The sequence below is a fragment of the Mycobacterium ulcerans subsp. shinshuense genome (assembly GCF_002355775.1).
Taxonomy (GTDB): domain Bacteria; phylum Actinomycetota; class Actinomycetes; order Mycobacteriales; family Mycobacteriaceae; genus Mycobacterium; species Mycobacterium marinum.
The window spans coordinates 3,222,200-3,234,615 of record NZ_AP017624.1 but is presented as its reverse complement, the minus strand read 5'-3'; the positions used below and the strand labels follow the sequence as shown (position 1 = coordinate 3,234,615).

Here is a 12,416-nt window from a genome sequence, read left to right as displayed (position 1 = left end):
CACAGCACAGCGCGCGGTGGGCTACCGCGTCAGGTTTGTGCAGCCGTGCACGGCTACCCTAAGTTGGCAGTTCTGTGCTCGACAGGCTCGGGCCAGACCACAGATTTTGACGAAGACCAGGGGAGTACTTGGTGACTCAGGCGGCTACTCGACCCAGCAATGACGCCGGCCAGGATGGCGTGACCGAACCAGACATTCTGGCCGTGGCGCGGCAGCAGGTGCTGGAGCGTGGGGAGGGCTTGAATCAGGAGCAGGTCCTGCAGGTCCTGCAGCTATCGGAGGACCGCCTGGAAGAACTGCTGGTGCTGGCCCATGACGTCCGGATGCGCTGGTGCGGCCCCGAGGTCGAGGTCGAGGGCATCATCAGCCTAAAGACCGGTGGCTGCCCGGAGGATTGCCACTTCTGTTCGCAATCGGGCCTGTTCAGCTCGCCGGTACGCAGCGCCTGGTTGGACATCCCCAGCCTGGTCGAGGCGGCCAAGCAGACGGCCAAGTCCGGCGCTACCGAATTTTGCATCGTGGCGGCGGTCCGCGGTCCCGATGCCAGGCTGCTGTCCCAGGTCGCCGCGGGCATCGAGGCGATTCGAAACGAAGTCGAAATCAACGTCGCCTGCTCGCTGGGCATGCTGACCGCCGAGCAGGTGGAACAGCTCGCGGCGATGGGTGTGCATCGCTACAACCACAACCTGGAGACCGCTCGCTCGTACTTCACCAACGTCGTTACGACGCACACGTGGGAGGAGCGCTGGCAGACGCTCACGATGGTGCGCGACGCCGGCATGGAGGTGTGCTGCGGCGGCATCCTCGGTATGGGGGAGACGCTGGAGCAGCGCGCCGAATTCGCCGCCAACCTGGCCGAGCTGGACCCCGACGAGGTCCCGTTGAACTTCCTCAACCCCCGCCCCGGCACCCCCTTCGGTCACCTCGAGGTGCTGCCGGCCGGCGAAGCGCTCAAGGCGGTTGGTGCGTTCCGATTGGCGCTACCGCGCACGATGCTGCGCTTTGCCGGTGGCCGCGAGATCACCCTCGGCGACGTGGGCGCCAAGCGTGGGATCCTGGGCGGCATCAACGCGGTGATCGTCGGAAACTACCTGACCACGCTCGGCCGTCCGGCCGAAGCTGACCTGGAACTGTTGGAAGACTTACAGATGCCGTTGAAGGCGCTCAACGCAAGTTTGTAGGAAATCAAGGACATTGTGGTGGGAAGTCTCGGTGCTCCGGTCACTGCCGGCGTCTACAACGTCTACACCGGCGAACTGGCGGGTACGACCACGCCCACAGCGGCCCAGTTAGGTCTGGAGCTGCCGCGGTTCTGTGCCGAATGCGGACGGCGGATGATCGTGCAGATTCGTCCCGATGGTTGGTGGGCACGATGCTCGCGGCACGGGCAGGTGGACTCTTCGGAGTTGGAGACGCGTCGGTGACCGAGGAATCGGTGCCTGCTGTTCCCACCACGTCCCACGAGCCGCAGCCGCCCGTCGACGCGGTGGGGCTGCCGGATTCCGGTGGCCCTCGAACGTCGCGAACCCGCGCAATCACCACCGTGATGCTCGGTCTTACCGCGGTTGGCCTCTTGGTTGGCGGACTTTGGGCCTGGGTGGCGCCGGCCGTTCATGCCGTGGTCGCCGTCACCCGGACGGGCGAGCGTGTGCACGATTACTTGGGTAGCGAGTCAGAGAATTTCTTTGTCGCACCGTTCTTGATGCTCGGCCTGTTGGGTGTGGTGGCCGTGGTGGCGGCGGTGCTGATCTGGCAGTGGCGTGAACACAGAGGGCCCGCGATGGTGGCCGCCTTTGCGGCCGGGCTGGTGGGCGCCGCGGCGGCGGCAACCGCCGTCGGTGCGTTGCTGGTGTACTGGCGCTATGGCGCGTTGGATTTCGACACGGTGCCGCTGGCCAGCGGCGATCACTCGTTGACATACGTGATCGAGGCGCCGCCGGTGTTTTTCGCCCGCCACGCGTCTTTGGTAGCGGCCACCCTGTTGTTGCCCGCGGCCGTCGGGTCACTGGTGTACGCACTGATGGCGGCCGGAACCGTGCGTGATGATCTGGGCGGTTACCCGCCGGTCGAGCCCCGGCCGGCCGCACCCGCAAAAGCCCCCGAAGCGCCCGTGTCGTAACGGATTTCGGTGCCGCTCAAAGTGGACAATCCACGGTGGGCGGCCTTACAGCGGGCGGCGATGAATCTTGCGTCCGGTGATCATCTTGGCGGCGATGACGGCCAATCGTGCCATGCCCGCATAGGACATCGGGTTGAACATCGTCGGCCACGTGGTTCGAATGACGTGTTCGGTCAGCGGCAGGCCTGCGAATCGGTCGGTGAGCCAGCGCAGCGTCATCGGGGCGGACAGCGGGTGCAACATCATGTGCTCGTTGAAGGCATCCCGGTGGTAGGTAACCCTGGCACCACCCGTCGAATAGGACTCGGCCAGCGTGTCGATGTCATCGACCGAGATGAGATAGTCGTGGACGGCCTGCACGATCAACACCGGGGGTGCCGGCACGGCGGCGCCCAGTTTGATGTCGTCGAAGACGTGCACAACTTCTGGTGTGGACAGAACATCTTCGAGCGGCTCGTCCAGGTAGTGGCCCAAGTCGTTGTTGGCCATCCGGATGACCGCTTCGGCGGTGGTCATCTGCTCGAGCCGCTCGAGCAACTCGATCCCATCTTCGTTGGCATGTTGTTTGATCACCCGGTCCAGCCCCGGGTAGGCGTGTCCGAGGGCGGCCACCACCATTGCGGGCAGGCCCGCAAGCAGGGTTCCGTTGAGCCGACGGAAGGTATTACCCAGGTCGCCGACCGGCGAACCCAGCACGGCTCCGACGATGTTGAGATCAGGCGCGTACTCGCCGCACATTTCGGCAGCCCATGCGCTGGCCAGGCCCCCGCCCGAGTAGCCCCACAATCCGATCGGCGCCGATTGCGGCAGCGCCAGACGTTCGGCGCTCAGGGCCGCCCGGATACCGTCCAGGACCCGGTAGCCCGGCTCGTAGGGCGTTCCCCAAAGCCCCCGGACACCCTCGTGGTCAGGTACTGAGACCGCCCACCCCTCGGCAACGGCGGCGGTGATCAGCAGCAGCTCCAACTGGGTCAATGAGCCGATCGCTTTGGCTCCGCGGCGCAGCGCGTAGGAGGGAAAGCAGCGCGAGGACATGGCGTCGATCGCGCACTGGTAGGAGAGCAGCGGGTAGGTCTGTCCGGGCGCAACTTCGGCGGGAAGAATCACCGTGGTCACGGTGGCCTCGGGATTGCCGTACATGTCCGTGGTCCGGTACAGCAGTTGAGTGGCGGTGATGGACTGCGGGATCAAGCCCAGAAACGCCAGCTCGACCTCGCGCGAGCGCAGCACGGTACCCGGTTCGGCATGGTGGTAGCCGGCGGGCGGGTCATAAAACGGATCGTCACTCGGCAGCAGGGGACGTACCTTGCGCTGCAGTTCCTCATGCGGCGGCCGGCCGATCCATTCGGCGGCGCGCGCGTCTGCCAGACTGCCGAGCTTCACCATTAAGGCTCCCTTCATGGCCTTCGGCATTCTCGCGCACGATCCATCCCGAACCAGATGGGATGGCAGCGCAGTAAGCCAGTTACGGTTCTGTGCCGGCAGCCGAACGGCGCCAGCATCTCTTAACGAGCTCTTAGTAGTCTCATACAAGCTACAGGATTCAACCGCGAAATTGACATTGACATGGCGTGGTCCCGGTCACAATTTGCACCGGGCTTGGATCGGCAATGTCGGTTGTTTCGTAACGGCACCCTGGGGCCCGCCAAAATGCCACTACAGGCTGGGTATTTGGAATCGGGCTCGGGTATTTGGCGGTGGCGAAAAAATGGTTGTTGATCGCGGTCTCAAGCCGGCCGGCCTCAGCCTGGAGGGCGCAGCGCCGCGAACTCGTCGGTGACTCTGAGCTGGGAATCGGTAAACCTGTACATCGCTGCGGGGCGGCCGCCGTTGCGGCCGGACTGCGCGAAGGTACCGGTCTGGGTGATCACCTTTCGGCGGGCCAAGACTCGTTGCAGATTCGTCGTATCGACCTGATAGCCCAGTGTCGCGCCGTAGATGTCGCGCAACGTGGAGAGTGCGAATTCTTTAGGTGTCAAGGCAAATCCGATATTGGTATACGACATTTTCGCCACCAGTCGAGCGTGGGCGTGGGTCACCATCGGGCCGTGGTCGAATGCCATCGGGGGCAGTGCATTCACCGGATGCCAGCGCGTGTCGGCCGGCAGCTCGGGGGCGGCCGGGGAGGGGACCAGGCCGAGGAATGTCGACGCGATGACGCGGGTGTCGCCCGGCACCCGGTGCGGATCCGAGAACACCGCGAGTTGCTCTAGGTGGGACAATTCGCGCAGGTCAACTTTCTCCGCGAGCTGGCGACGCACCGAGGTGGTCAAGTCCTCGTCGCTGCGCAACCGCCCGCCAGGTAGTGACCAGGCGCCTTTCTGTGGATCTTGCGCACGTTGCCATAGCAGCACGTTAAGCTGCGGTTTCCCCCCTCGAGATGCCGCTGTGATCTGGCGAACCTGAAAGACCGCAGCCAGAACTTCATGAGCGGTGTTACTATTGGGCATGTTTTCGATTGTAAGTCGAAAACCTCCTGGGCGTGAAAGGAGCCGCCGTGACGGTCTTGAATCGCATGGACACGCTCGCTTGTGACGCGAGTGGTATGACCGACCGCATCAGCGATTCGCCGCTGGGCTACGTCGGGGTCGACGGTGACCAACAGTGGGCCGCAGAAGTTCGCCGGTTGGCGCGGTTACGAGGAGCTACGCTGCTGGCGCACAACTACCAGCTGCCGGCCATCCAAGACGTAGCCGACCATGTGGGGGACTCGCTGGCGCTGTCGCGCATCGCCGCCGAGGTGCCCGAAGGCACCATCGTGTTCTGCGGGGTGCACTTCATGGCCGAGACCGCGAAAATCCTGAGCCCGAACAAGACGGTATTGATTCCCGATCAACGAGCCGGCTGTTCATTGGCCGACTCCATTAGTCCCGACGAATTGCGGGCCTGGAAAGCCGAGCACCCGGGTGCTGTCGTTGTCTCTTACGTCAATACCACCGCGGAAGTGAAAGCGCTCACCGACATTTGCTGCACCTCGTCGAACGCCGTCGACGTGGTCGCGTCTATCGATCCGGACCGCGAGGTGCTGTTCTGCCCCGACCAGTTCCTGGGCGCCCACGTGCGTCGCGAGACCGGCCGCGAAAACCTGCACGTCTGGGCCGGTGAATGTCATGTGCACGTCGGGATCAACGGCGATGAACTCAGTGAGCAAGCTCGCGCCAACCCCGATGCTGAACTCTTTGTGCACCCCGAGTGTGGGTGCGCCACCTCTGCGCTCTACCTGGCCGGAGAAGGTGCCGTCCCCGCGGAGCGGGTAAAGATCCTGTCCACCGGCGGGATGCTCGACGCGGCGCACGAGACCCGCGCGCGCAAGGTGCTGGTGGCCACCGAGGTCGGGATGCTCCATCAACTGCGCCGGGCCGCACCGCAGGTCGACTTCCAAGCGGTTAACGACCGGGCGTCATGCAAGTACATGAAGATGATCACTCCCGCAGCCCTGCTGCGTTGCCTGGTCGAAGGGGCCGACGAAGTTCATGTCGATCCTGACGTGGCGGCAGCGGGCCGGCTCAGTGTCCAGCGGATGATCGAAATCGGCCAGCCCGGTGGTGGCGAATGAGGACGAGTCCCACTTGGCGGGATGCGGCCGACGTCGTCGTAATCGGCACCGGTGTGGCCGGTCTGGCCGCCGCACTGTCCGCTCATCGTGCTGGCCGCAGCGTCGTCCTGCTCAACAAGGCCGCCGACACCGTTGGAGCCACCGCAACCCACTACGCGCAGGGCGGCATAGCGGTGGTACTGCCGGGCGGCGACGATTCGGTCGATGCGCACGTGGCCGACACCGTGACCGCGGGTGCCGGGCTGTGCGATCTCGAAGCCGTGTACTCGATCGTCGCTGACGGGTTCCGCGCGGTGACCGACCTGGTCGGCGATGGTGCGAAGTTCGACGAAACATCAACCGGTCGTTGGGCTCTCACGCGTGAAGGTGGGCACTCGCGGCGACGCATCGTGCATGCCGGAGGCGACGCGACCGGCGCCGAAGTCCAGCGCGCACTCGATCAAGCCGCTGGTTTGCTGGACATCCGCGCCAGCCACGTGGCGCTGCGAATACTGCACGACGACACCGCGGTAACGGGAGTGTTGGTGCTCAACCCGAACGGTGTGGGCATCATCAGCGCGCCGTCGGTGATCTTGGCCACCGGTGGGCTGGGGCAGTTGTACAGCGCGACCACCAACCCCGATGGCGCCACCGGTGACGGAATCGCGCTGGCGCTATGGGCCGGCGTCACGGTCAGCGATCTCGAATTCATCCAATTCCACCCGACCATGCTGTTCGACGGGAGCAGTGGTGGCCGTCGTCCGCTGATCACCGAGGCAATTCGAGGCGAAGGCGCGATATTGCTTGACCGGCAGGGCCGGTCGATTACCGCCGGTGTTCACCCGCTGGGAGACTTGGCGCCTCGTGATGTGGTGGCGGCGGCCATTGACGCGCGGATGAAGGCCAACGGAGATCCATGCGCCTACCTGGACGCGCGCAGCATCAAGGGTTTCGAGTCGCGGTTCCCGACCGTCACCGCATCGTGTCGGGCGGCTGGCATCGATCCCGTTCGGCAGCCGATACCGGTGGTCCCGGGAGCCCATTACAGCTGCGGCGGCGTCATTACCGATGTGTACGGAAACACCGAGCTGCCAGGCTTGTTCGCGGCAGGTGAGGTGGCCCGCACCGGCATGCACGGTGCCAACCGGCTGGCGTCCAACAGCTTGCTCGAAGGGCTGGTGGTCGGTGGCCGGGCCGGCAAGGGCGCGGCCGCGCATGCGGCGGCCGCCGGGCTTGCGCACGCGACGATGCCCGAGCCGATTGCGCATACCGCGCCCCGCCGTGATGACCTGCAGCGGGCGATGAGTCGCGACGCGTCGGTGGTTCGCGATGCGGCGGGGTTGCACCGGCTGGCCGAGATGCTGGACGGGCCGACTCGTGGCATTGCCGACCGCAATGATTTCGAAGACGTGGCCCTGGCGCTCGCCGCCCGCGTCGTGGGTGCTGGCGCCCTGGCGCGCAACGAAAGTCGCGGTTGCCACCACCGCGCCGAGTACCCGGACGTGGTGCCCGAGCAGGGACGCGGCATCGTGGTCCGATTGGCTGGCGACCAGGACACGGTTTGTGTGGAGGCGTTGGCGGCGGTGGGTTGATGACGCTTACCGATCAAGAACGCGACGCGGCGCGCGAGACCATTCGGCGCGGCCTCGACGAGGACCTCCGCTACGGGCCCGATGTCACCACGATCGCGACGGTGCCGGCTGATGCGACCGCGACGGCGTCAATGGTTCCCCGGGAGGCCGGAGTGATCGCCGGGGTGGACGTCGCGCTGATGGTACTCGATGAGGTCATCGGTAAAGACGGCTATCAGGTGCTCGGCCGTGTCGACGATGGCGCCCGGTTGCAGACCGGCGAGCCGGTGCTGACGATCCGGGCGCAAACGCGAGGTCTGCTGACCGCCGAACGCACCATGTTGAACCTGGTCTGCCACTTGTCGGGGATCGCGACGGCAACGGCAGCCTGGGTAGAGGCGGTGCACGGAACGAAGGCCAAGATTCGCGACACCCGCAAAACCCTGCCCGGCCTACGGGCCTTGCAGAAGTACGCGGTTCGTGTTGGCGGCGGAGTCAACCACCGGCTCGGTCTCGGCGATGCCGCGCTGATCAAAGACAATCATGTCGCCGCCGCCGGATCGGTGCTTGAAGCATTGCGGGCCGTGCGGGCTGCGGCGCCCGATCTGCCCTGTGAAGTCGAGGTTGACTCCCTCGAACAGCTTGACGAGGTACTGCCCGAGAAGCCCGAACTGATCCTGCTGGACAATTTCCCGGTTTGGCAGACCCAGACGGCGGTGCAGCGGCGGGATTCGCGAGCACCCACCGTCTTGCTCGAGTCCTCGGGCGGGCTCAGCCTTGACACCGCGGCGACCTATGCGGCGACAGGTGTGGACTACCTCGCAGTCGGTGCGCTGACCCATTCGGTGCGGGTGCTCGACATCGGTTTGGACATGTGAGCCCTGGCTGACGGGATCATCCGCGCGCCGACGCTGCCGTTGCTGTGGCAGCGTGCGGGCCTCAGGCGATATCCGCGACGAATACTCCGATGCGGCGCAATTGCACACGCGCCATCATCGGCAGCTCATCGCTTTGGGAGCCGGCCGGCAGAATTCGCGGATTGACGATGTGCACCTGACGGCGGGCAAAGAAAACATCGGCTTCGCCCGCGGCCAGAACGTTTTTCACCCAGTCGGTTTTTCCGTGACCCAGCGCAATGGCCAACACATTGCCCTTGCGGTACACCGCCACGATTGTCTTGTACGGTTTGCCGGATTTGCGGCCCTGGTGGGTGATGGTGGCCGTACCCAGAAGGCAGCGCGCAATGGGTTTGAGTGCGGGATTGATGTATTTGATCTGGAAACGCTCGAACCAGGGCGGGAACACCATCGGCACGCCGGGAGCGTTATTCGGGTGGTCCTTTGCCGACATGTTGGCTCCCTTTCGCAAGTGCGTACCTGGGCGGCTCTACCGGCACTGTACCGGTCGGAATTCGACTTGAGTTGCTCTGGGACAATGGTTGGCGTGAGTACACCGCGTTCACTGTTGGCCCGTGTTGACCTACGGGGAGCAGAGTTGACTGCCGCCGGGTTGCGGGCCGCTCTACCGCGTGGCGGAGCCGACGTGGAGGCGGTCTTGCCGAAGGTCCGGCCGATTGTGGCGGCGGTGGCCGAACGCGGGGCGCAGGCCGCGCTGGAATTCTGTGAGTCGTTCGACGGGGTGCGGCCCGCGGCCGTCCGGGTGCCCCAGGCCGCGCTGGCAGCGGCGCTGGACGAGCTCAGCCCAGACGTTCGCGACGCGCTGCAGGTGATGATCGAGCGGACCCGGGCGGTGCACGCCGATCAGCGCCGAACCGATGTCGTCACGACGCTCGGCCCGGGAGCTACCGTGACCGAGCGTTGGATCCCCGTCGAGCGAGTCGGTTTGTACGTGCCGGGGGGCAACGCGGTCTACCCGTCCAGTGTGGTGATGAACGTGGTGCCCGCGCAGGCGGCGGGGGTGGATTCGCTCGTGGTCGCCAGCCCGCCCCAGGCCAGCCATGGCGGGCTGCCGCATCCGACCATTCTGGCCGCGGCCCGCCTGTTGGGAGTCGACGAGGTATGGGCGGTCGGAGGGGCACAGGCGGTTGCCTTGCTGGCCTATGGCGGCACCGACGTCGACGGTCACGAGTTGGCGCCGGTCGACATGATCACCGGGCCGGGCAACATCTACGTCACGGCCGCAAAGCGGCTGTGCCGTTCGCAGGTAGGCATTGACGCCGAAGCGGGGCCGACCGAAATCGTGATCCTGGCCGACCACACAGCCGACCCCGCACACGTTGCCGCGGATCTGATCAGTCAGGCCGAGCACGATGAGATGGCTGCCAGTGTGCTGGTTACCCCGAGTGAGCACCTCGCCGATGCCACCGATGCCGAACTGGCTGCTCAGTTGGCGACGACGGTGCATCACGAGCGAGTGACAACCGCGTTGGGGGGTCGCCAGTCGGCGATCATCTTGGTCGACGATCTCGATGCCGGCGTCAAGGTGGTGAATGCCTATGCGGCTGAGCACCTCGAGATCCAGACCGCAGACGCGCCACAAGTCGCCAGCAGGATACGTTCGGCTGGCGCCATCTTCGTTGGGCCGTGGACGCCGGTGAGCCTCGGTGACTACTGCGCGGGGTCCAACCATGTGTTGCCGACCGCGGGATTTGCGCGGCATTCCAGCGGCCTGTCGGTGCAGACCTTCCTGCGCGGCATCCACGTTGTCGACTACACCGAGGCGGCTCTCAAAGACGTGTCGGGGCATGTGCTTACCCTCGCCAAGGCCGAAGATCTGCCGGCGCACGGGGAAGCGGTAAGGCGGAGGTTCGAACGATGACCAGCGCGCCCCGGCCACGGCCCACCCTGGACGATCTGCCCTTGCGTGAGGATCTGCGTGGCAAATCGCCTTACGGAGCGCCACAACTGGCGGTTCCGGTACGTCTGAACACCAACGAGAACCCGCACCCGCCCACTCAGGCGCTCGTTGACGATGTGGTGCGTTCGGTGGGGGAGGCGGCGGTCGACTTGCACCGTTATCCCGACCGCGACGCCGTGGCCCTGCGTACCGACCTCGCTAATTACCTGACCGCCCAGACCGGTACCCGCATCGGCTTCGAGAACGTCTGGGCCGCAAACGGTTCCAACGAGATTCTGCAGCAACTTCTGCAGGCATTCGGCGGGCCGGGCCGCACCGCCATCGGTTTCGTCCCCTCGTACTCGATGCACCCGATCATCTCCGACGGCACTCACACGGAATGGGTCGAGACAGCCAGGGCCGATGGCTTTGGCCTTGACATCGACGCTGCCATCGCCGTCGTGTCCGACCGCAGACCGGATGTCGTATTCATTACCAGTCCCAACAACCCCACTGGACAGAGCGTTTCGCTGACGGAACTGCGCAGGCTGCTCGACGTGGTCCCGGGCATTCTGATTGTCGACGAGGCCTACGGCGAGTTTTCCTCGCAGCCCAGCGCGGTGGGATTGATCGAGGAGTACCCGACCCGGCTGGTCGTCACCCGCACCATGAGCAAGGCGTTCGCGTTCGCCGGCGGGCGGCTCGGCTACCTGGTGGCTACGCCGGCATTGATTGATGCCTTACTACTGGTGAGGCTGCCTTACCACTTGTCGTCGGTAACTCAGGTGGCAGCGCGAGCCGCGCTACGGCACGCCCAGGACACCCTGGGCAGTGTCGCGACGTTGATCGCCGAGCGTGAGCGTGTGTCAAAAAAGTTGGCCGGCATGGGCTTTAGGGTGATACCAAGCGATGCCAACTTTGTGTTGTTCGGCGAATTCGCCGATGCGCCGGCCGCCTGGCAGCGATACCTCGACCAGGGTGTCTTGATCCGTGACGTTGGGATACCCGGCTACTTGCGGGCAACTACCGGGCTGGCCGACGAAAACGATGCGTTTCTGCGGGCGAGTGCGCGGATCGCTGCCACCGACCTGGCCCCAGCTGCAGCAAGCCCCGTAGGAGCACCATGATAGCCACCGAAACAGGCACCGCCGTCCGTCGGGCGCGCATCGAGCGGCGCACCCGCGAATCCGACATCGTCATCGACCTGGATCTGGATGGCACCGGACAAGTCGACGTCGACACCGGTGTGCCGTTCTTCGACCACATGCTCACGGCGCTGGGCAGTCACGCCAGCTTTGATCTGACGGTGCGTACCAAGGGCGATGTTGAGATCGAGGCGCATCACACCGTCGAGGACACCGCGATTGCGCTGGGCCAGGCGCTCGGGCAGGCCCTGGGTGACAAGAAAGGCATCCGGCGGTTCGGAGACGCCTTCATTCCGATGGACGAGACACTGGCCCACGCCGCGGTGGACGTGTCCGGGCGCCCGTACTGTGTGCACACCGGAGAGCCGGATCACCTGCAGCACACCACTATTGCCGGGAATTCGGTGCCTTACCACACCGTGATCAACCGGCACGTGTTCGAGTCGCTGGCCATGAATGCCCGGATCGCGCTGCACGTTCGGGTGCTCTACGGTCGCGATCCACACCACATCACTGAAGCGCAGTACAAGGCTGTTGCCCGGGCGTTGCGCCAAGCCGTCGAGCCGGATCCTCGGGTATCGGGCGTGCCGTCCACCAAAGGCGTTCTATGAGTGGCACGCCGCGGCCAAAATCGGTGGTCGTGCTCGACTACGGTTCCGGCAATCTGCGGTCGGCGCAGCGCGCCTTGCAGCGGGTTGGTGCCGACACCGTCGTGACCGCCGACGAGAAGGCTGCGATGGCCGCGGACGGACTGGTGGTGCCGGGGGTTGGCGCGTTCGAGGCTTGTATGACCGGTCTGCGCAAGATCGGCGGTGAACGCATCATCGCCGCGCGGGTTGCCGCGGGGCGCCCGGTGCTCGGAGTCTGCGTCGGCATGCAGATTCTGTTCGCCCGCGGGGTGGAGTTCGGGGTGGAAACTCAGGGGTGTGGCCTGTGGCCGGGTGCCGTTACCCGGCTGGACGCCCCGGTGATCCCGCACATGGGCTGGAACGTCGTGACCGCTCCCGCGGACAGTGTGCTGTTCAAAGGCCTGGAGCCCAAGGCCCGGTTTTATTTCGTGCACTCCTATGCCGCGCAGCGCTGGGAAGGGTCGTCCGGAGCCCGATTGACATGGGCCACCCATCAGGTGTCTTTCCTTGCCGCGGTCGAGGATGGCCCGCTGGCCGCAACCCAGTTCCACCCGGAGAAGAGCGGGGACGCCGGTGCGGCCGTACTGAGCAACTGGGTAGAAAACTTGTGAAGGAAGAGAC

At 65.3% G+C, this 12,416-nt stretch carries 13 protein-coding genes; 10 read left to right on the top strand and 3 right to left on the bottom strand.

What is annotated here, in order from left to right; all coding sequences use genetic code 11:
- The first annotated feature begins 131 nt into the window (after window positions 1-131).
- The 3 genes from bioB to SHTP_RS14485 all read left to right on the top strand — a co-directional run bounded on the left by bioB (window position 132) and on the right by SHTP_RS14485 (window position 2,119).
- Window positions 132-1,181, top strand: a complete 1,050-nt coding sequence (gene bioB / locus SHTP_RS14495) for a biotin synthase BioB (protein WP_096370965.1) — start codon at window positions 132-134, stop codon at window positions 1,179-1,181.
- 3 nt (window positions 1,182-1,184) lie between these two features.
- Complete coding sequence (gene bsaP, locus SHTP_RS14490; protein ID WP_096370964.1) at window positions 1,185-1,424, top strand: biotin synthase auxiliary protein BsaP; 240 nt, start codon at window positions 1,185-1,187, stop codon at window positions 1,422-1,424.
- A 122-nt stretch (window positions 1,425-1,546) separates the two neighbouring features.
- The gene (locus SHTP_RS14485) at window positions 1,547-2,119 is read left to right on the top strand and encodes a DUF2567 domain-containing protein (protein ID WP_231991614.1); all 573 of its coding nucleotides are present in this window, start codon (window positions 1,547-1,549) and stop codon (window positions 2,117-2,119) included.
- Between the two features lie 45 nt (window positions 2,120-2,164).
- On the opposite strand, the gene SHTP_RS14480 is transcribed toward SHTP_RS14485, so the two are convergent.
- Entirely contained in the window at window positions 2,165-3,505 is a 1,341-nt protein-coding gene (locus tag SHTP_RS14480) for a lipase family protein (protein ID WP_096372480.1), read from the bottom strand.
- A 356-nt stretch (window positions 3,506-3,861) separates the two neighbouring features.
- Window positions 3,862-4,569 (bottom strand): NUDIX hydrolase, encoded by a 708-nt coding sequence (locus tag SHTP_RS14475; protein WP_096370962.1) that lies wholly within the window; start codon window positions 4,567-4,569, stop codon window positions 3,862-3,864.
- 47 nt (window positions 4,570-4,616) lie between these two features.
- Here SHTP_RS14475 and nadA point away from each other — a divergent pair, with 47 nt between their 5' ends.
- From nadA to nadC, 3 genes are read left to right on the top strand one after another with little or no spacing between them, the layout of a single operon-like run.
- Entirely contained in the window at window positions 4,617-5,675 is a 1,059-nt protein-coding gene (nadA, locus tag SHTP_RS14470) for a quinolinate synthase NadA (RefSeq protein ID WP_096372479.1), read from the top strand.
- The gene (locus SHTP_RS14465) at window positions 5,672-7,246 is read left to right on the top strand and encodes an L-aspartate oxidase (RefSeq protein WP_015356005.1); all 1,575 of its coding nucleotides are present in this window, start codon (window positions 5,672-5,674) and stop codon (window positions 7,244-7,246) included. The genes nadA and SHTP_RS14465 overlap by 4 nt, the downstream gene beginning before the upstream one ends.
- Window positions 7,246-8,103 carry a carboxylating nicotinate-nucleotide diphosphorylase gene (gene nadC / locus SHTP_RS14460; protein ID WP_012394141.1) on the top strand — a complete coding sequence of 286 codons (858 nt, stop codon included), beginning with the start codon at window positions 7,246-7,248 and terminating at the stop codon, window positions 8,101-8,103. The genes SHTP_RS14465 and nadC overlap by 1 nt, the downstream gene beginning before the upstream one ends.
- Window positions 8,104-8,164: 61 nt before the next feature.
- Here the strand turns inward: nadC and SHTP_RS14455 are convergent, their stop codons facing one another.
- Window positions 8,165-8,575 (bottom strand): nitroreductase family deazaflavin-dependent oxidoreductase, encoded by a 411-nt coding sequence (locus tag SHTP_RS14455; protein ID WP_096370961.1) that lies wholly within the window; start codon window positions 8,573-8,575, stop codon window positions 8,165-8,167.
- Between the two features lie 111 nt (window positions 8,576-8,686).
- On the opposite strand from SHTP_RS14455, the gene hisD reads away from it, so the two are divergent.
- Genes hisD through hisH form a run of 4 tightly spaced genes read left to right on the top strand, consistent with a single transcriptional unit; the run spans window position 8,687 to window position 12,406 of the window.
- Window positions 8,687-10,003 carry a histidinol dehydrogenase gene (hisD, locus tag SHTP_RS14450; protein ID WP_096372478.1) on the top strand — a complete coding sequence of 439 codons (1,317 nt, stop codon included), beginning with the start codon at window positions 8,687-8,689 and terminating at the stop codon, window positions 10,001-10,003.
- On the top strand, window positions 10,000-11,148 hold the full coding sequence (locus SHTP_RS14445; RefSeq protein ID WP_012394144.1) for a histidinol-phosphate transaminase: 1,149 nt from the start codon (window positions 10,000-10,002) through the stop codon (window positions 11,146-11,148). The genes hisD and SHTP_RS14445 overlap by 4 nt, the downstream gene beginning before the upstream one ends.
- On the top strand, window positions 11,145-11,777 hold the full coding sequence (hisB, locus tag SHTP_RS14440) for an imidazoleglycerol-phosphate dehydratase HisB (protein ID WP_096370960.1): 633 nt from the start codon (window positions 11,145-11,147) through the stop codon (window positions 11,775-11,777). Before SHTP_RS14445 ends, hisB begins: the two co-directional genes overlap by 4 nt.
- Window positions 11,774-12,406, top strand: coding sequence for an imidazole glycerol phosphate synthase subunit HisH (hisH, locus tag SHTP_RS14435; RefSeq protein ID WP_071497763.1), 633 nt, complete (start codon window positions 11,774-11,776; stop codon window positions 12,404-12,406). Before hisB ends, hisH begins: the two co-directional genes overlap by 4 nt.
- Window positions 12,407-12,416: the final 10 nt, after the last annotated feature.

Excerpts from the sequence above, each read along its gene's own strand:
- SHTP_RS14485 (WP_231991614.1), top strand. The coding sequence starts at position 1,547 with ATGCTCGGTCTTACCGCGGTTGGCCTCTTGGTTGGCGGACTTTGGGCC.
- SHTP_RS14480 (WP_096372480.1), bottom strand. The coding sequence starts at position 3,505 with ATGGTGAAGCTCGGCAGTCTGGCAGACGCGCGCGCCGCCGAATGGATC.
- SHTP_RS14475 (WP_096370962.1), bottom strand. The coding sequence starts at position 4,569 with ATGCCCAATAGTAACACCGCTCATGAAGTTCTGGCTGCGGTCTTTCAG.
- SHTP_RS14465 (WP_015356005.1), top strand. The coding sequence starts at position 5,672 with ATGAGGACGAGTCCCACTTGGCGGGATGCGGCCGACGTCGTCGTAATC.
- nadC (WP_012394141.1), top strand. The coding sequence starts at position 7,246 with ATGACGCTTACCGATCAAGAACGCGACGCGGCGCGCGAGACCATTCGG.
- SHTP_RS14455 (WP_096370961.1), bottom strand. The coding sequence starts at position 8,575 with ATGTCGGCAAAGGACCACCCGAATAACGCTCCCGGCGTGCCGATGGTG.
- SHTP_RS14445 (WP_012394144.1), top strand. The coding sequence starts at position 10,000 with ATGACCAGCGCGCCCCGGCCACGGCCCACCCTGGACGATCTGCCCTTG.
- hisB (WP_096370960.1), top strand. The coding sequence starts at position 11,145 with ATGATAGCCACCGAAACAGGCACCGCCGTCCGTCGGGCGCGCATCGAG.
- hisH (WP_071497763.1), top strand. The coding sequence starts at position 11,774 with ATGAGTGGCACGCCGCGGCCAAAATCGGTGGTCGTGCTCGACTACGGT.